Here is an 18,880-nt window from a genome sequence, read left to right as displayed (position 1 = left end):
TCAAAAACGGGCGCGCCGGAGCGCAGAAGAGTGGATCGGTAATGCGATCAAAGCTTCGCGCTGGCTTCGCCACTGGCGGCGATCTGGGAATCACCGTCCGGCTTGTTCTTGTGTTCGCCGCCGCAGAGACCAGGGTATCGCAGCCGGAGGTCGTCGAAGGCGGTCAGACTGCAGATTTTGACAAACTGCGGTGTGCAATACCAGATGGGCGAGATGCCCAAATCCAGGGTGTTGCGGATGTGCACCTTGGCGGAAAGCAGGTCGCCGGTGGTGATATACACCTGGGCCTGGGCGTAATTGACGAAGAGATCATCCGGCGCGCTGCGGCGGATCTTCAGCAGGTTCTCCACCGCTTTTTCCGACTGGCCCAGCTCGGCCTGGGCGCGGGCTCGCATCAGCAGCGCTTCCCAGTCATCGCGGTCGGCGGTCAGGTCCACGGCGCGTTGGGCGAGTCGTCGGGCTTTTTCCGGCAGACCCATATCACTGGCAATTCTCGCCTGGTAAATCAGCGGGTCAGCGTTTCGGGGCGAGAGATCCGCCACCCGCTGGAAGCAATCATTGGCCTGAGAAAGTTGCTTGTTGATGTAATAGGCCTGGCACAGGTTGTATAGATCGAAGGGGCCTATTTTATCGCTGCCGACTTCGGTCAGAAGGCGAATGGTCTCATCGGGCTGGCCCATATCCAGCAGGTTGGCGGCAAGCAAGGAAATAGCATCGAGGTAATGTGGATTGAGGTCGAGTGCTTCTTTCAGTGTGCGGTTAGCACCGGGCATATCGCCATTTTGGGTCTGTGCACTCGCTTTCTGGGTGAGATAGATATAGCTGGTGCGCATTGCCAGCGCCTTGTCGATCTCCTGTATGGCCTCGGTGTACTTACCCTGACGGTGGTGATAGATCGCACTGAGGTAGTAGTAGGTGGCTTTGTTGGGCAGGGTCAGCTTGAGGCGCTCAAGTAGCTCGGCAGCGCGGGTGAAATCCTGAATGTGCGTAGCATGACGAAACTCACCTACGAGAATTTCCGGGGCGTCGGCCAGGGAGGCGGGCACTTTGCGCAGAAACCGAGTGAAGCGTTCTTCTGCTTCCGCAGTGCCAGTGTTGTAATCGCGGTCGATGACAATGTCTGCGTACAGTTCGTAGATCGGTGTAAATGTACTGGCACGCTGCTGCAGGGCTTCCAGTTGGTCCAGCAGCTCTGCCTGATGCAATTGGTCGTTGCGGCTCTCGTAGACTTTCAGGTACTGCTGGTAGTCACTGGCGCCAATTTTCAGAGATTGATCGCTGGCGCGCGATGGAAATTCTGCGAGCAGGTGGTCAAGTTGGTGCAGGGTGCGGGCGCGACTTTCCAGGCTTTCCTCGATTGACAGTCGGGTGCTGCGACTGCCTTTCACGGTGAGTGTTTCACTATCGAGCAGCTCCAGGGATAAGGCACAGTTGACGGTGTCGCAGTCCAGGTTGGGCACCAGCAGCAGGTCGGCACTGAGGCTTTTTGCCTGCACAGAGAAAGGTTGCCCGCGCAATCTGTGGGATTCCGAAAAGGAAATCAGGCTGAGCCCCTGGCGATTGGACAGTCCCTGCTTGAGCGCGCTGCGCACGTTGTCGGCAAGCAGGCGCTGCGCCCGGCTGGTGGTTTGTGCGCTCTCCCGGGGTTCCAGCACCGCGATATACCGGCTGTCTGCAGTCGCGTCCTGCGCTCCGGAGAAATGCTTGAGCCCGACGATCACGGCTGCGGTTGCCAGCAGACATAGGCCGAGGGTGCCTGTTATCAGCGTGAGGCGGTGTTTTCGTTTGGGCGCCTGGTAAAAATCCTCAGCCGTTACCGTGGCGGTCAGGCTGTGGGTGCGGGTAAAACTGGTATTGCTGCCGCGCAATTGTGTCAGCAGGACTTCAAGCTCGGTTGCGACGGCAGCCGCGTTCAGCGGGCGCTGTTCCGGTTGTTTGGCCAGTAGTCGGTCCAGCAGGTCGCTCAGGGCCGGGGGAAGTTCTGGGGCCAGTCTGAAAGCTGGGGGATGCGGACTTTTTACGATGCGATCAACGATGACATAGGGGCTGTTGTTGTCCCCAAACGGGTTCTGCCCACACAGTAGGTGGTACGCCAGCACGCCGAGGGAGAAGAGGTCGCTACGGTTGTCGAGGGGTTTACCCTGGGCCTGTTCCGGTGACATGGCGCCCCAGCTGCCCGCGACGTGCTGTTCGCGGGTGAGATCGCTGTCTTCCTGCCAGTGTTTGGCGATGCCGAAGTCGGTGATCTTGATGGTGCCACTGCCGTCCACCAGGATGTTTTCCGCTTTCAGATCGCGGTGGATGATGCCGGCGCTGTGAGCGCGGGTGAGTCCGGTGCAGATCTGTTTGAGCAGTTGCAGCTTCTGCAGCAGGTCCGGGGAGCGTTCCCGGTTCCAGCGGTCGAGGTTGCAACCATCGACGTACTCCATAACCAGTGCGATACCGCTGCTCTCATCGACAACATCGTAGATCTGCACAATGTTGTTGTGATTGAGTTGCGCGAGCAGCATAGCCTCACGGCGGATGCGTTCGTCAGCGTTGCCGCTGTTGGGATTGCGGAGCAGTTTCTTGATTGCAACCTGGCGGTTGAGGCGCTCATCGGTGGCCAGGTACACCACTCCCATGCCGCCGGAACCCAGTCTGGCGGTGGCGTGATAACGGCCGATATAAAACGGTAACTGCTCTGACTGCATGTTGCTGACTGCGGTAATTAAATCTACGGGAGAACCGCCGTCCGTGGATTCAGTTCTAGTCCTCTCCGGAGGCCGGTGTTATGCCGGCTCTCCTTCGATACTCGCATGCACCGGATACTCGCCGGTGGATGCTTCCAGTTCTTCTTTTTGCGAGCCTTTGAAAATATCCAGTTGCGTGCAGCCCAGGCGCATCTCATAAGAGCGGCGCTCCACCAGGCGCGAGGTATCGATGGCGTCTGGCAGGCTGTCGGCAATCTGTTTGCGGGCGCGGAAAATCTGGGTGTTCAGGTGGTTGACGGTAATGCCCAGTTCACGGGTGGCGAGGTCGATGGCGACCCAGCCCTGATCTGCCTCATCCACACCGCGCTGGATATCGCGGATACGCGCGCGCGCCAGGTACAGCAGCAGGTAATTGTGTGAGCGCGCAGCCAGGTCCAGCTTCATTTCGTCTTTGGCCAGCTGCAGCTGCACGTGCTCCTCGTGATGGCTTACGGTATAGCGCAGGCGAAAATCAGAGATGCACAGGTTCTTGAATGACAGCTCGGTAGTGGTGCTCTGGCTGTTGCCGAGGAACAGTTGCCAGCTGCTGCGGGCGCAATCGATGCGTGCGCCGTGGTTGACGACTCTGGCGCTGTCGCGGTTTTCCGCGCAATCGAGAATGTCGTAGATCCACACGCCGTTGACCGGGTTGAAGTGCAGGCTGGCAATAGGATCGTGTTCGTCCGGTAACAGGTGGTAGGACTCCAGCGGCATGCCTTCACCGGTTTCCATATCGATTAGCAGGTTTTCTGGGGGATCGAGGTTCTCCACCACCCATTCCGGGTTGGCGGCGCGGCCAAACGTCAGTCTGTCGCCCAGTTGCAGTTGCTGGTTTTTGGCGGGAATTAGCTGCTGACCATTGACCCAGGTACCGTTGCGGCTGAGGTCGCGGATAATCCAGTGGCTGCCGGTCCACTGGATGGCAGCGTGGATGCCGGAGATCTCCGGCAGTGTAATGCGCGTGTCGGCGACTCCCTGGCGGCGGCCGACGGTGTGGTGCGCCATCAGGTAGACCGGTTGATCGCGGTCAGGATGTTGCAAGCAGGCCATGTTCAGTCCATTCCCCAAAAAGCTGTCTGGAAATCCTGCGCTATGCCCGCTCAGTTCTGATACTCGCGGGGTCGGGATTCCATGCAGAAGTTGCAAGACAGGGCGGCCGGAGTGGCTTTTTGCCGAGCACGGCCATGTGCTCGGATGAAGAGAGGGCTATTGCCGCTCTCACCGGATTCTTGCCGGTAGGTTTCACCGGGGCGCGATCGCGGGTGTGGGGGTAGGCACCGTGCCTGCCAGAGATGACTCCTGCAGGGAATGCGTCCACCCATCGTTGGTTCTGGCCTTTAGGGGCCGTTTTGGTCTGCCGCGACAGTGCGGTGCGCCGCTGTCTTGAGTTGGTGCCCACTTACCGCTGGCCAGCCAGAAAACGGGTCGGGCAGCCGGCGAGGAGGCACCTCGTATTGTCGCCCCATTTATACCCGACTGCAGCCTGAATGCAATGATTGGATGAGAATTGTTACGAAATAGAACAAACCTTGCACTGGCGCGGGACTCAACGTGTGATTTTTGCGCCAGCTGTTCAGTTTTCGTGGTCGCTCTTTGTGGGTCTGGTGGTGTCCTGGGCGGGCAGATTGCGGCCATCTTTGCGGTCAAGGTCGCCCACGTCCAGTACCGGAGAGGCGTCGATGTGTTCCGCGTCCATCATCAGGGCCACTCGCTGCAGCGAGGAGATGATCATCGATTGCTCCCACTCTCGCAGATCGCGAAATTGTTTGACGAAATGCTCCTGTAGCGGGGTTGGCGCGTCGCGAATGATGTCGGCCCCCTTGTCGGTGAGGTAGGCGTGCACCTTGCGCTTGTCTTCCGATGAGCGCTCCCGGTACACCAGGCCGCGCCTTTCCAGTCGGTCCAGAATGGTGGTGACCGTGGCCTGGCTGAGGCTGATCTCCTTGGCCAGGGCGCCGATGGTGACCTGCCCCTGTTCCCGAATCGCCTGCAACAGGAGCAGTTGCGGAGCGGTCAATCCGGCGGTCTTCACCAGTTGTTTGGAGTGCAGGTCGGTGGCGCGGATCAGGCGGCGCAGGGTGATCAATACTTCTTCAATTTTATCCATCAGCAGCAGGCTCTTGAAATCGGGGTGGCTGGCGCGGCGGCTTATTTGCCCGCGGCCGATTTTGGATTCTGTGCCGCTTTTGTCAATTGCCGGGCCGTCGAAGACGGGCTGGAAATCGGATTTTGAATCATCGGTCGGTTCTCGCGTGGAACCTGGCGACACTTTTGCCCGGGGCTCTGGAGAGGGATTTTCGTGCCCGCCCATGGTGCGCCGGCCCTTTGCCTGCGCGGGTTTCGCCTGATTCTGGTGCTTTTTGCTGGCGCCGGAATTGGCTGTGTTCTGATCAAGTTGCATAAGGCTTGGCCTTGCACCCTCGCTAATATTTAGAGTACTATGGATTTAATTGTTTAGAGCAGTAAATAACTTTTTGCGAAAAAGGTCAAATTTCAAGCGGAACACGGTTTTAACGACGGGGTTCCGCTTTTTGCCAAGTGTGTTAAGGAAATTTGATATTGTTCTAACAATTTGATGACTAAAGAATTAAGCGAAAGGTATTGGTTTGAGCGCGACAAGCGAACAGAAAGAAGACGACTCAATCGACGACAAGGTACAGCTGGCGCAGCCGGCGGACACTCCCAGAGCTGGCGGTTCAGTCGAGCGGAGTGCCCAGGTTCAGCTGCGCCGCCCGGTCAGTGAGGATGGTGCCAATGTGCATCAGCTGATCGGGAACTGCCCGCCCCTGGATACCAATTCCCTCTACTGCAACCTACTGCAGGCCAGCCATTTTGCCGCCACCAGCGTGGCGTCCGAACTGAATGGCGAGCTGGTGGGTTTTATCTCCGGCTACATCATCCCCGAGCGCCCCGAGACCCTGTTTATCTGGCAGGTGGCGGTGGCGGAAAACGGTCGTGGGATGGGGCTGGCCAGCCGCATGCTGCGCGAGATTCTCGCGCGTCCCGCCTGCAAGCAGGTGACGCACCTGGAGACCACCATCACCCCGGATAACGACGCCTCCTGGGCGCTGTTCCGCAGCCTGGCGCGCAAGCTCGACGCCGGCCTTGCGGAATCGGTGATGTTCGATCGCGACCGCCACTTCAACGGCCAGCACGACAGTGAAATGTTGCTGCGCATTGGTCCGTTTGACGTGTCTGCGGCGCAGGCGGGCGGGGCCCGTTGAGCGGTAGCCGCTCTCTGCACACGCGTTAGTAAAAAGTCCCGATTTCCATATTTGTTTTTTGATTTTTTTCAGCCACTGAACAAGGGTTGCACAATGAAAGTATTTGATGAGATTGAATCTGAAGTAATGAGCTATGCCCGCGCTTTTCCGCGGGTTTTCAACAAGGCCCAGGGTGAATACCTGTACGACGAGGAGGGCAACCAGTACCTGGACTTCCTCGCCGGCGCCGGCACCCTGAATTACGGTCATAACAATCCGATCTTCAAGGAAGCGCTGCTGGAGTACATCCAGCAGGATGGCATCACCCACGGTCTGGATCTGCATACCAAGGCCAAGCGCGAATTTCTGGAAGCCTTCTACGAGAACATCCTGAAGCCGCGCGACCTGAGTTACGTGATGCAGTTTACCGGCCCCACCGGTACCAACGCGGTGGAAGCGGCACTGAAGATAGCCCGTAAATATAAAGGCCGCGAGAACATCATTTCCTTCACTAACGGTTTCCATGGCTGCAGCCTGGGGGCGCTGGCCGCAACTGGTAACTCCCACCACCGTGGTGCCTCCGGTGTGAGCATGAGCAGCGTGGCGCGTATGCCGTACGACGGCTACCTGGGTGATGAGTTCGATACCACCGCGTATCTCGACAAGGTCCTCAGCGATTCCTCCAGTGGTGTCGACCACCCCGCAGCAGTGCTGGTAGAAACCGTACAGGGCGAGGGTGGTATCAATGCTGCCAGCGTCGAGTGGCTGCGCAATCTGCAGGACGTGTGTAAGAAGCACGACGTGCTGCTGATCGTCGACGACATTCAGGCGGGCTGTGGTCGTACCGGCAGCTACTTCAGCTTTGAGGAAGCGGGCATTGTTCCGGACATCGTGACCCTGTCCAAATCTCTCAGTGGTTACGGACTGCCGTTCGCGGTAGTGCTGATGAAGCCGGAGCTGGACCAGTGGAAACCGGGCGAGCACAACGGCACCTTCCGCGGCAACAACCTGGCGTTTGTGACTGCCACTGCTGCCATCAAGCACTTCTGGAGCGATGACAAGTTTGCCAAGGAAGTACTGCGCAAGGGCGAGTACATCGAGAAGCGCCTGCAGGCCATTGTCGACAAATACGGCGACGGCAACATGACCACCCGCGGTCGCGGTATGTTCCGCGGTCTCAACTGCGTAAGCGGCGAGCTGGCCGACAAGATCACCACCGAAGCCTTCCGCAACGGGCTGGTGATCGAGACCAGTGGTGCCGACGACCACGTAGTGAAAACCCTGTGTCCGCTGACCATCAGCGATGAGAACCTGACCAAGGCGCTGGACATCGTGGAAGCGGCGGTCGCCAAAGTACTGAAAGGCGAAGACGTTCCGGAAGAGCACGACTTCTTTGCCGATGAATCAGATCAGCAAGACAACACCCTTGCCGGTGCCGCCTGATCCTCACTCGCTTTGTGAAAACCCGGCCGGCGTTTGTTATGCAGGCCGTTTTACAGCGCTCACGCTGAAGAGCGCACTGAAGACCTAATTTAGAAAGATTGAGTAAGAGTTAGCAATGATCGTAAGAAAACTGCAAGAAGCCGAAAAAACAGATCGTCGTATTGTATCTGAGGGCTGGGAGAGCACCCGCCTGCTGCTGAAAAACGACAATATGGGTTTCTCGTTTCACATCACCACCATTTATGAAGGTGCCGACCTGCACCTGCACTACCAGAACCACCTGGAGTCTGTGTACTGCATTTCCGGTGAAGGTTCCGTGATGGCGGAAGACGACGGCGTGGTTCACGAGATCACTCCGGGCACCATCTATATTCTGGACAAGAACGACAAGCACGTACTCAAAGCCAAGTCTGAAATGAAAATGGCCTGCGTATTCAACCCTCCTCTACACGGTAAAGAAGTGCACAACGCGGAAGGCGCCTACGAGCTGGATGCGGAAGAGGTACAGGACGAAAAATAAGCCGGTCGCCAACGTCATCGCAATGCACAACAAGGCAGCGGAGTTTTGGAGCACCACCCGGGAATATTTTGATACTGGCAACAGTCGCGGTGCTCCCAACTTGAAACTCGAAAACGGTCAACGCAAGGATTCCATGAAAGCACATACGGTTGAAAAGATCGGCGGTACGTCCATGAGTGACTATCGCGCGGTACGCGACAACATCATTCTCAAAAATGGCAAGGCGAAAGCGGAAGGCCTTTACCGCCGTGTTTTCGTTGTTTCTGCCTATGGCGGCATCACCGATATGCTGCTGGAACACAAAAAATCCGGTCGCCCGGGTATTTTTGCCCTGTTCGCGGGTGCCGATGACGAGCGCGAGTGGTCTGACGCCGTTGCCGGCCTGCGTGCGCGCATGGAAGAAGTGAACGCAGAGCTGTTTGACGATGAAGTGACCCTGGCCAAGGCCAATGGTTTTATCGGTGAGCGTCTGGACGACGCGGCCAATTGCCTGGCGGACCTTGAGCGGGTGTGTCAGCACGGCCACTTCGCCCTGGAGGGGCATCTGGACGTGGTCAGCGAAATGCTTGCCAGCCTTGGGGAAGCACACAGTGCCTGGAATATGGCGCAGCTGCTGAAGCAGGAAGGTATCAATGCGCGCTTTGTGGACCTGACCGGTTGGCGTGATGGCGAACACCTGACCCTGGATCAGCGCATCGAGCGCGCTTTTGCCGATGTGGATTTTGATACCGAACTGCCCATCGCCACCGGCTATGCGCACACCGCCGACGGCCTGATGAAAACCTTCGCCCGCGGCTACAGCGAGATGACCTTCAGCCGTATTGCGGTAATTACCGGCGCCAGCGAAGCGATCATTCACAAGGAATATCACCTGAGCAGTGCCGATCCGCGCCTGGTAGGTGAAGAGCAGGCGGTGCCCATCGGTCGCACCAACTACGATGTGGCGGATCAATTGGCCAACCTGGGTATGGAAGCCATTCACCCGCGTGCGGCAAAAGGTCTACGTCAGCAGGAGATCCCCCTGCGTGTGATGAATACCTTTGAGCCGGAACACCGGGGCACCCTGGTTACTGGCGACTATGTAAGCGACACACCGCGGGTGGAAATCATCGCGGGGCGTAAAAACATCTATGCTGTTGAATGTTTCGATCAGGACATGATGGGCAGCATGACCAGCTACGACCGGGCGATTAATGAAATCATTGCGCGCTTTAAAGGCAGCGTCGTGACCAAGGACACCAACGCCAATACCATTACGCACTACCTGAGCAACAATCTGAAAACCGTCAAGCGCATCAAAAAAGCCATTGGCGAGTTGTTCCCGGATTGTGACATTCAGGTGCGCAAGGTGGCAGTGGTTTCCGCCATTGGTAGCGACATGAAAGTCTCTGGCATGTTGTCCCGCGCGGTTGGCGCACTGGCCAACTCGGCGATCAGTATTCTGGCCGTGCACCAATCCATGCGTCAGGTGGACATGCAGTTTGTAATCGACGAGAGCGATTACGAAAGCGCCGTCAAAAGCCTGCACGCCGCACTGGTGGAAGTCCATGAACATGGCGAAGCCATATGCGCCGCGTAACCGCTAGCCTGTGCCCGAAACTGCCGTCAGCTTTGCTGGCGGCAGTGTTGGTTGTGGCCGGTGGTTTTTTCCCGGCTCACCTGGCTCTGGCGCAGCAAGATACGGATGTGCCACCGCCGGTCATCAGCGACGAGGAAAAAGAGGCAAATCAGAAGAAACTCGCAGAGCTTGAGCGGGTTGCCGAGGAAGCGGACAAACTCGATAAAGCACTGTACACGCCATTTATTGAACGCTACGTGCTGGATGAGCTGAAGCAGTTGCGTGTCGATATGGCTGCGCAGAAAGTCTCCCTGACCGAAAATATTGTCGATCGTCAGTTGAGCGCCGCCGACAAGGCGATCACCTATGCCACCGATACCATCACCTATTTCTTTTACCTGATCGCCGGATTCAGTTCCCTGCTGGTGATCATGGGCTGGACCTCTATCCGGGATGTGAAGGAAAAGGTACACACCCTTGCCAATCAGGAAATCTCCAGCCTGGTGGAGCAGTACGAGGCGCGTCTGCGTAGCATTGAAGAGCAACTGTCTGAAAAGACTCAGCATATCGAGGATAACCGGGACGAGATTGAGTTGACCCAGGAAATCCACTCCCTTTGGCTGCGCGCCGGCCGCGAACAGACGCCCACGGGTAAAATTGCGGTGTATGACCAGATCCTCAAGTTGCGTCAGGACGACGGCGAAGCCCTCACCTACAAGGCGGATGCAGTACTGGAGCTGGACGAGCCACAGTGGGCCATCAATCTGTGCCTGCAGGCGCTGCAGATCGACAGTCAGAACGGCAATGCCTATTACCAGTTAGCCTGTGCCTACGCCTATCTCGAGCAGTGGGAAGAGTCCATCAGCTATCTGCAGAAGGCTCTGGATATCTCCCCGGCCTATCGGGATGAGGCGCTGGAGGATTCAGCGTTAAATGGACTCTACGGCTCGGAAGAGTTCGCAGCGCTGCTCGGGATCCAGTCCGAGTCTGGCGGTAAGCCTGAGGAACCGCGTTAGCGCTGCAGGTAAATCCCGCGCCGAAAATAAAAACGATGTGGGCCGCTACGAAAAATTTCAATAACAAACAAACTGCTTAGGGGGAATGGACGTGCTGATCAGTTTCCTGTTTTTTCTTTCGCTATTCGCTGCGGTAGGAGTCAGCTCCTACCGCAAAAGCCGCGGCACCAAAAAAGACTACTATCTCGCGAGCCAGGATGTCTCGCCGATGCTGGTGGGGCTTTCTGCGGTGGCTACCAATAACAGCGGTTATATGTTTATCGGTGTGATTGGTTACACCTACGCCACCGGCCTCGCTTCCATCTGGCTGATGCTGGGGTGGATACTCGGGGATTTCCTCGGTTCCCTGTGGATGCACAAAAACCTGCGCGAGGCGGCCAGGCGCAGCGGCGAATCCAGCTACGCCGGCGTACTGGCCTGCTGGCAGGGCACGCGGTTCGGTCACTGGCAGAAGCTCGCCGGAATTCTCTCTCTTCTTTTTCTTCTTGCTTATGCCAGTGCCCAGTTGGTGGCCGGCAGTAAAGCGCTGTACGTAGTGCTGGACCTTCCGATCTGGAGCGGTGCGGTGATCGGTGGCGTGATTGTTGCGGCCTATTGTCTTGCCGGGGGGATTCGCGCGTCCATCTGGACCGATGCGGCCCAGTCGATGGTGATGGTGGTCGCCATGAGTATTCTACTGATTGTGGCGACGCAATCGGTGGGGGGGATCGGCGCTGCCTGGCAGCAGATGGGGCAGGTGGAGGGCTTCCTCAACTGGTATCCACAGGACCTGCTGTTACCCGGTGTTGCCGGCGGTGTGCTGTTTGCGTTGAGCTGGTTGTTCGCGGGTATCTCCGTGGTAGGCCAGCCCCATGTGATGGTGCGCTTTATGGCCCTGAATGATTCCGGGCGCATGCTACAGGCACGTTGCTGGTACTACCTATGGTTCACCATTTTTTACTTTATGGCGACCGGTGTTGGCATGTTGTCGCGAATCCTGCTGAATGATCCGGGCACTTTTGATGCAGAGCTGGCGCTGCCGATGATGGCAATGGAGTTGTTGTCGCCCGTCTTGGTAGGTCTGATTCTCGCCGGCATTTTTGCCGCGACCATGTCCACCGCGGATTCTCTGGTGCTGAGCTGTTCAGCGGCTCTGACCCACGATCTGTTGCCTCAGCGCACGGAAAATACTCGCCTGCTGAAGATCGCGACCCTAGGTATTACTGCAGCAGCAGTAGTCTGGGCGCTGGCGAATAAGCAGAGTGTTTTCAGCCTGGTGGTGATGAGCTGGTCGGCGCTCGCCTCGGCGTTTGCGCCGCTGTTAATGGTGCTGGCTGCTGGCGGTAAACCTTCCCAGAAACTGGCGGTTGTGATGAGTGTGCTCGGATTGGCTACAGCGTTAATCTGGCGCTGGCTCGGCTGGCATGCGCATATCTACGAAGGAATGCCGGGGATTCTGATGGGGCTTGTGGTTTACGCTGTGGGTTACTTTGTCGCTCGAGAGCCTGTTGGGCGTACCGTCAACGCATAGTGGCAAATCGGTGGATGCGCTGCGCTTATCCACCCTACGAATAAACTACGCGCCATACCCGTAGGGTGGATAAGCGCAGCGCATCCACCAATCCCATCCACCAGATCTTTTCCCAAAAACAAGAAACCCGGCACCAAGGCCGGGCTTCTTGTCCATCCTGTGAGACGGCAATCGAAGGCTTACTGACGGATGCCTTCCACATCCAGAATCATTTCCACGGTTTGGGAAGCCGGACCCAGGTCGTAGTCGATACCGAAGTCTTTCAGTTTGAATTCGGTCTTGCCGGTGAAGCCCTGACGGTAGCCGCCCCAGGGGTCCTTGCCGCCGCCGATTTCTTCAACGTCAATGGTGATTGGCTTGGTCACACCGTGCAGGGTCAGGTCGCCTTTCAGCAGTGCTTTACCATCGCCCTTGGGTTCAAAGCTGGTGCTTTTGAAGGTGGCGGTGGGGTACTTGGCCACGTTCAGGAAGTCGTCACCGCGCAGGTGCTTGTCGCGCTCCGCGTGGTTACTGTTCAGGCTGGCGGTGTCCACAGTGACCTGAACGGTGGAAGCCTCCGGCTTGGCTTCATCGTAGGTGAAGCTGCCGTCGAACTTGTCGAAGCGGCCGTACAGCCAGCTGTAGCCCAGGTGCTTGATCCGGAACTGGATAAACGCGTGGGCGCCCTTGGTGTCGAACTGGTAGTCGGCAGCCTGAACGGAAGTGCCGATGGTGCTGGCAACCAGTGCCGCGAACAGCAACGAAGCGAATTTTTTCATGGAGTATTTCCTTTGTGGGTTAACGGTATGTTGGTTAGTGACAGTAACGTTTTGGTATCAGCGGTTCAGTGAACCAGTTTTGGGCCCCAGCCCCAGCATTTTGCGCAGGGTATTGTCTTTGTTGACGAAGTGGTGCTTGAAGGCCGCAAGCCCGTGCAGCAGTACCAGCCCCATCAGCGTCCACGCCAGCCACTCATGGAGGGTGCCGGCAATATCCTCCTGATTTTCCAGCCCCTGAATCGTCGCCGGCACACGAAACCAATTGAACACTTCAATGGCTCGACCATCGGCGGTGGAAATCAGGTAGCCGGTGAGACATATGACAATCAGCAGCAAATAGAGGGCGCCATGGGCTGCACTTGCTGCGCGCTGTTGCCAGCGCGGCGCCGGTTCCGGATTTGGAGCGGTATTTACTGCACGCCACAGCAGGCGTGCCAACAGCAGTATCAGCAACAGAATGCCAACAGACTTGTGTATGTCTGGCCCCTGGCGATACCAGGGGTCGTAATACCCGAGCCCGACCATCCACCAGCCGAGAGCAAACATGCCGATGATGACCGGTGCCATCAGCCAGTGAAACGCGACGGCGACCCAGCCGTAATGGGAATTACTGTTTCGGGACTGCACGGGGGGGGCCTCCATCAGGGCAGACTCAGTTTTAATGGAAGGGGATTATAAAAATTTTCCCGGCAGGGACTAGCGCAAAAAGCTGTAAGAATTCTTCGAAAAAATCGCAAGAGCGCCTGCTGTTCGGGCGAGTACAGCTATCTGAGGGGCAGGGCGGGATTAGTGGTGGGTTGCGTGCTGGCGCTCAGCTGCGTTGAGAACCTTACCGAGTAGGCTCGGGTCGAGCTTGGTGCGGTCACTCAGTTGGTGGGTGAGCCAGTTCAGATCATGGGCAGATCCGCGGTTTGCTCCGTTTTCCATCGCCATCTGTTCCAACTGCCAGATCACATCCAGCAGCAGTTCTGGCTCCAGAGATTGCTCGTCTTCATCGCTGAAGAGTTGACCTTCCAGCCGGTCCAGATCGCGGCGTCGTACCACCAGTTCGGCGTAATTGGGGTACCAGCGTGCGCTGAAAGGCTCCGGACGATTGTTGAAATCGAAAGCGATACGCAGACGATTACCGTCGCCGTCTACCAGCGTGGGCGTGTCATTTTCTTCTGCGGGCAGCGCGGGGCGCTGGCGCAAAATGCCGACAATGGCGCGCCAATCACTGTTGTGTTCGGGGCACAGGCGCAGGGGCTGGGTGAGTTCGATGGTGCCCCAGCCGGGTTTGTCGAGGTAGGCCAGTTTCTGGCCGGGGCGGTACCAGTAGAGGTCGAGTTGATGATCTTCGGCGAGGCTGGCGAGGTCGTCGCTGGTGAGAGGGTCTTCAGAGAGCGCGCTCAGGTGATCGACTGCTTGCTGGATGCTGAGCCAGCGGCGCATATGGAAGGGTTTGGTGCTGGTTTTTCCTGGATTGTTGCCGTCCGACGTCGCCATTATTGCCCTGCTTCCCTGCAATGACCTTTATCCCGTTTTACCCATAAAGGTTAGCAGCTGGCGGTGAATTTGGTGGTCGCTTTGTAAAGGGTTGTGGCGGCGACGTTGCCGGGTAGGCCCCTGCAAGACACGAGCTAGGCGCCCCCCCGAAAACCCATCCATGGGGGCTCTTCTGCGAGGTCCCTCTCGCAGAAGGTCTTGCAGGGGCCTACCCGGCATCGCCGCCTTCGCATCTGAGAATTGTGATTATTTAGAGCCAGCCTTTCTTTTTGAAATAGAGATAAGGCGCCATACCCGCCATCAACATCAACAACAGCGCCCAGGGGTAGCCCAGCAGCCACTCGAGTTCCGGCATATGTTCGAAGTTCATGCCGTAAATACTCGCCACCATGGTGGGGGGCAGGAAGACGACGGCGGCGATGGAGAAAATTTTGATGATCTTGTTCTGCTCGATGCTGATAAAGCCCTGGGTGGAGTCCATCAGGAAGTTGATCTTTTCGAAAAGGAAGGTGGTGTGAGACATCAGTGTGTCGATGTCACGCAATATACCCCAGCAGTCTTCGCGCAGCTCCGGGTCGTCTTTCAGGTGGCGTTGCAGGAAGGCAATAGAGCGTTGGGTGTCCATCAGGCACAGGCGGATTTTACCATTGGAGTCTTCCAGCTTTGCCAGGTGATCGATGGCTTCTTCCAGGTCGGCTTCTTCATCTTCCAGCACCAGGTGGCTGACTTCACCCAGCTTGAGATAGTTGTCTTCCAGGGCGTCGGCGAGGTTTTCCACCTTCTGTTCAAACAGCAGGATCAGCAGTTCCTGGGCGTTATGTGCCTCTACCTGATTGCGGCGGGCGCGCATGCGCAGCAGGCGGAAGTCGGCCAGTTCGCTGTCGCGTACGGTGATCAGACGCTGGGGCTGCAGGATGAATGCCGCGGTCGCGGTGTCGTGGCGGCCTTCGCTCTGGGTCAGGTAGAGAGAGTGCACGTGAATACCGGCGGAATCGGTGAAAAAGCGCGCGGAGGATTCGATTTCGTCGACATCGTCAGATTCGGGTAACTCGGTGCGCAGTAGTTGTTCCAGCAGATCGCGTTCGTCTTCTTCCGGGTCCTGCAGGTCAATCCAGGCGGCGTCAGACAGCGGCTGGCTGTGGTAATCGCTACCGGCATAGGTCTCTTTGATCTTACCGCGCTGGATTTGGAACAGTCTCAGCATACCGCTTCCTTATTGATTGGGATCTTTTATGGAATCTGCTCAAGATGCCGGGCGTGTCACGGCCGGCTGCTCGAGGGGCATGGTCTCAGGGTGGGGGGGACAAATCAATTGGCGCGCCCGGCAGGGATGGCCGGGCGCGCAGGTGGGATTTAGACATGAAAAATACCGTCCGAAAACGGCACGGTGTCACAACCACATGGGTAGCTGCGCGCGAATCTCTTCCGCATCGCTGGTGGTGAGATTCTTGCGCGCCTCACCGGCGATGGTGGCCAGACACGGAGAGCTCATCGACAGGCGCAGGCTGCCGGCCATCGAAGGTTCCGCGACGATGTACAGTCGGTTGAACCGTCCTTCCTGGCGGCCTCGCTCTAGGGTGTGTGCAATATCTTTGGCGAACTTCTGTGCGCCCTGCTTCCGCAGGCTGGTGGGTTCGGCCATGGCGTGTCGACCTTGGCCCTGGCTGTCGAACGAGCGCCCGGGGGCGTCGCGACGCAGTTCCTCCCCTTTCATGCGCCCTTCCGGGTACACTAGGGATTCGATTTCAGTGAGAGTGCCCGCACGTTTTTCCGCTTCAAACACGCGAGCGTGAGTATGGTTGGCTACCAGAACCCAGGCTTTTGGCATGGCGGTTACCTCTCTTTTTCTGGGGATTCCGCTGAATGTTAGGACCGTTGTCTGAGGGTTCCTAACCGACATTGCACCAGGAGCCACGGGGCCAGCTTTACAGTGAATTGAAAAAAAGTGCGTCCCTGCACTCACTACGCCAGCCGGTGGGCGTATAACACCGGCTTGCTCCGGAATAGCAGATGCGGAGGTATTCCAGAGACAGTGCGTCCGTGCACTGCGTACTCAAGCGCGCTTACCGGAAACCGCCTGTGACCGGTCTCCCGCGCAAAAAAAACGTCGTCCGCAACGGGATGAGATGCCGAACTGAAGACTCTCCGTTCGCGAACTGTGACGGGAGCAGATGGTAACATCGTTAAATGCGAATTGTTAGCATTTGCGTGTATTGATGCCGATTTCTTTTTTGTCCCGGGTTGTCAGGCTGCCATGAATAACGGGGGATCCGCGGACTCGCAGTATCGGGTGGGTAGTGCCCCGCCGGGTAGGTGGGAGAGCCGTGGCACCACACAGACCGTTGCCGGTGGCACGTAATCGGTTTGTCATAAAACGTACATAGACTGCGAGGCTGAATCCACAACCTGCGTGTCGTGACACAACCGCAATGTCGCCGCTTTTCTTTGTCAGCCAACGTGTGTATGTCGCTACCCTGTGCATGATACTGGCACTTGGGGTGGGGGTGAGTCTGTGGCTGTCACAACAGGAAGCGGCGGCACCGGTACTGCGCGATTATCACGTCTATCAATGCGTCACCGGGGCCGAAGCCCGCGCGCCTGGCCAAAAAGGCGAGATCTTTAACCTGCTTACGGTATCTTCCATTTTTGCCCGGGAGATTGCCGATAACCTCTGTCGCTCCGCAGATATGGCGCGTCACTACCACGGCGTGCAGATCTCCTGGAAACCCCGCAGCCAGTTGCGCGCAGAGGAAGTGTTGAACGAGGATTATGACCTGATATGGAGCCGCACGCACAGTCTCAGTGGCTTGGTACCGGAATACTCCACTTATTACGAGCCTCTGTTGCGCTACGACCAGTACAAGGTGTACTGGTTCAGCCGCGACCAGAAACCCCGGCTGGAGCGCGACTACTTTCAGGGGAAAAAGATCGGGCTGTTGAATGACAAGCTCAGTCACACTTTCCACCTGCTGCCCCTGGCCTCACTGAAAGAAGTCGGTCTGGATATCTCCCAGCAGCAACTGTTTTATTTTGATGACGCTATCAGCCTGTACCGCGCGTTCAGAAGCGGAGATCTGGATCTGGTGAGTGGTGGACTGTTTCTCGAGCAGGATATGGACATTCCGCTTCAGCGTACTCTGATGGCCGACAATGTAACCGCCGCCACCTTATTTGTACGCCGCGCGCGTCCGGCCAATATCGATTGCGCGATCGCCGATGCGTTCGATCGTGCCAGCAGCGGCCTGTTCAGTGCGCACCGTGATTTTCCCGGCGCGCATAAATGCGTGGGAGTGGGCGGATGACACGCCACTTCTACCGCGGGCTTGTTGTGTGGTGTCTGCTGACCACGGTATTGAGTGGATTGGCTTTCTGGCATGCACAGCACAGTTTCCGCGCACACCTCAGCCAGTCGCTTCAGGAACAATTGCCCGAGCGTCTGCAACTGGCTCTGCAAAACCGTTTGTCCCATGGGGGCGCACAACCCTGGGTGACAGAGCGGCTCGAGCAGGATCTTGCTTCAATTGTCACGGCGGGCCGGCTGCCCGTGTTAGGGCCGTGTCGCGCCCATGTGATCCAGCTGCTGGATGACCACGGGAGCGCGGTCAACACCGGTACAGTGACGGCCAGCGCTGAGGTGATTGTGCCCTGGCGGTTCGGGGATAGCGAGATCTTCGAGCGCGCGCGGCTGGCGGTCGACTGTGAAACCAATATGCCTTTGCTCGTGGGCAGTCAGGGGCTGCTAGCGTTGCTACTGCTGGGTGGAATGGCTCTGCTGCCGCGGCCGCTGAACAGCAGTGCGCGGGCCCAGGTCCAGTCGCTGATGGCGTCCGGCACCGGTTACCGCGCCGCGCGGCGCCTGCAGCGGCAGCTTGCGCAATTAAACTCTGTACAGAGGCAGCTTTTCTCATATTTTAGTCAGGCGTCTCCCCTGGCACCTGCGGAAATTCTGCACCGTTTGTCCCAATCGGATATTGTCGTGCTGAGCGCACCGCAGCTGCCCTGGTTTCACCGCGCCCTGTCGGTGGACACCTTGCCCGCGCAAAAAGCGCCCTGGCTGGAAGCTATGGACACCGCGCTGGCTGTCGCCAATGCGCCGGATCAGCTGACGTTCGATTGCCGGCGGTTGCGGGTGTCTATTCACGGTATCCATATTGCCCTGTCCAAAACTCCGTTCTTCTATTACCTCTGGTATGCGCGCCTGCGAACACAGGGTGAGGGCTGGGTACTGAATCCCCCAGTCAATCGACCGGATCGGGAAAATGCCCAATCGCTGATCGAACTGATGGAGTTCCACGGCGGCCACGCCAAGTCTATTAACGATCTTCGTGAAAATGGCCTGCGGGCAAAAACGCTGGACCAGAACCGCAATAAAATCCGCGATGAGCTGGTCTCGGCACTGGGAGAAGATCTCGCCAGCGCCTATCTGTTTACTTCCGAGCGCGATTTCAAAAGTGGCCGCTACCGCTATCGGCTGGGGCTCGATGCCGCGTCCATCACCTTTATAACTCACTGATTTCAAAGAAAATTCCGTTTTAGGGATATCTCTTTTCTCGCTGTAAGCCTCTTTTTAACCCCCTTGTCATACGCAGTTTTGATCATGTGTCCCGAGCGGCCCGGCATCTCCACAGGGCCATTTTGCAAGACCTTACAGGCAC

16 protein-coding genes are annotated in these 18,880 nt (G+C 57.5%); 8 read left to right on the top strand and 8 right to left on the bottom strand.

The genetic code is table 11. The features are described 5' to 3' along the window. Positions 1–47 precede the first annotated feature (47 nt). The 3 genes from AU11_RS17745 to AU11_RS10355 form a co-directional block, all read right to left on the bottom strand. Positions 48–2,693 (bottom strand): serine/threonine-protein kinase, encoded by a 2,646-nt coding sequence (locus tag AU11_RS17745; RefSeq protein ID WP_051687163.1) that lies wholly within the window; start codon positions 2,691–2,693, stop codon positions 48–50. Positions 2,694–2,771: 78 nt separating this feature from the next. Next, positions 2,772–3,782, bottom strand: coding sequence for an FHA domain-containing protein (locus AU11_RS10360; RefSeq protein ID WP_043319217.1), 1,011 nt, complete (start codon positions 3,780–3,782; stop codon positions 2,772–2,774). A 523-nt stretch (positions 3,783–4,305) separates the two neighbouring features. Then, the gene (locus tag AU11_RS10355) at positions 4,306–4,839 is read right to left on the bottom strand and encodes a MarR family winged helix-turn-helix transcriptional regulator (RefSeq protein ID WP_051687337.1); all 534 of its coding nucleotides are present in this window, start codon (positions 4,837–4,839) and stop codon (positions 4,306–4,308) included. A gap of 499 nt (positions 4,840–5,338) precedes the next feature. On the opposite strand from AU11_RS10355, the gene ectA reads away from it, so the two are divergent. The 6 genes from ectA to AU11_RS10325 all read left to right on the top strand — a co-directional run bounded on the left by ectA (position 5,339) and on the right by AU11_RS10325 (position 11,982). Then, complete coding sequence (ectA, locus tag AU11_RS10350; RefSeq protein ID WP_081848057.1) at positions 5,339–5,956, top strand: diaminobutyrate acetyltransferase; 618 nt, start codon at positions 5,339–5,341, stop codon at positions 5,954–5,956. A 93-nt stretch (positions 5,957–6,049) separates the two neighbouring features. Next, complete coding sequence (ectB, locus tag AU11_RS10345) at positions 6,050–7,378, top strand: diaminobutyrate--2-oxoglutarate transaminase (RefSeq protein ID WP_043319215.1); 1,329 nt, start codon at positions 6,050–6,052, stop codon at positions 7,376–7,378. Positions 7,379–7,493: 115 nt separating this feature from the next. Beyond that, entirely contained in the window at positions 7,494–7,898 is a 405-nt protein-coding gene (locus AU11_RS10340; RefSeq protein ID WP_043319213.1) for an ectoine synthase, read from the top strand. A 133-nt stretch (positions 7,899–8,031) separates the two neighbouring features. Beyond that, on the top strand, positions 8,032–9,477 hold the full coding sequence (locus AU11_RS10335; protein ID WP_043320383.1) for an aspartate kinase: 1,446 nt from the start codon (positions 8,032–8,034) through the stop codon (positions 9,475–9,477). After that, positions 9,465–10,472, top strand: coding sequence for a tetratricopeptide repeat protein (locus AU11_RS10330; protein ID WP_051687162.1), 1,008 nt, complete (start codon positions 9,465–9,467; stop codon positions 10,470–10,472). The genes AU11_RS10335 and AU11_RS10330 overlap by 13 nt, the downstream gene beginning before the upstream one ends. A gap of 91 nt (positions 10,473–10,563) precedes the next feature. Then, the gene (locus AU11_RS10325) at positions 10,564–11,982 is read left to right on the top strand and encodes a sodium/proline symporter (protein ID WP_197023820.1); all 1,419 of its coding nucleotides are present in this window, start codon (positions 10,564–10,566) and stop codon (positions 11,980–11,982) included. A gap of 179 nt (positions 11,983–12,161) precedes the next feature. On the opposite strand, the gene AU11_RS10320 is transcribed toward AU11_RS10325, so the two are convergent. From AU11_RS10320 to AU11_RS10300, 5 genes are all read right to left on the bottom strand, one after another. Continuing rightward, a complete protein-coding gene (locus AU11_RS10320) occupies positions 12,162–12,740 on the bottom strand; it encodes a YceI family protein (RefSeq protein WP_043319210.1) in 579 nt (192 codons plus the stop codon). Between the two features lie 57 nt (positions 12,741–12,797). Further along, positions 12,798–13,367, bottom strand: coding sequence for a cytochrome b (locus AU11_RS10315; RefSeq protein WP_043320381.1), 570 nt, complete (start codon positions 13,365–13,367; stop codon positions 12,798–12,800). Between the two features lie 159 nt (positions 13,368–13,526). Continuing rightward, complete coding sequence (locus tag AU11_RS10310) at positions 13,527–14,225, bottom strand: hypothetical protein (protein WP_043319208.1); 699 nt, start codon at positions 14,223–14,225, stop codon at positions 13,527–13,529. Positions 14,226–14,475: 250 nt separating this feature from the next. Further along, positions 14,476–15,429 (bottom strand): magnesium/cobalt transporter CorA, encoded by a 954-nt coding sequence (gene corA, locus AU11_RS10305; protein ID WP_043319206.1) that lies wholly within the window; start codon positions 15,427–15,429, stop codon positions 14,476–14,478. A 186-nt stretch (positions 15,430–15,615) separates the two neighbouring features. Next, on the bottom strand, positions 15,616–16,053 hold the full coding sequence (locus tag AU11_RS10300) for a host attachment protein (protein ID WP_043319204.1): 438 nt from the start codon (positions 16,051–16,053) through the stop codon (positions 15,616–15,618). 601 nt (positions 16,054–16,654) lie between these two features. On the opposite strand from AU11_RS10300, the gene AU11_RS10295 reads away from it, so the two are divergent. Both AU11_RS10295 and AU11_RS17740 read left to right on the top strand, forming a co-directional pair. Further along, the gene (locus tag AU11_RS10295; RefSeq protein ID WP_156035273.1) at positions 16,655–17,527 is read left to right on the top strand and encodes a hypothetical protein; all 873 of its coding nucleotides are present in this window, start codon (positions 16,655–16,657) and stop codon (positions 17,525–17,527) included. Then, positions 17,524–18,738 (top strand): hypothetical protein, encoded by a 1,215-nt coding sequence (locus AU11_RS17740; protein WP_051687161.1) that lies wholly within the window; start codon positions 17,524–17,526, stop codon positions 18,736–18,738. Before AU11_RS10295 ends, AU11_RS17740 begins: the two co-directional genes overlap by 4 nt. Positions 18,739–18,880 lie beyond the last annotated feature (142 nt).

This window comes from Microbulbifer sp. HZ11 (assembly GCF_000708675.1).
Classification (GTDB): domain Bacteria; phylum Pseudomonadota; class Gammaproteobacteria; order Pseudomonadales; family Cellvibrionaceae; genus Microbulbifer.
The sequence above is the reverse complement of the archived record's forward strand: the minus strand, read 5'-3'. Positions and strand labels throughout refer to the sequence as shown.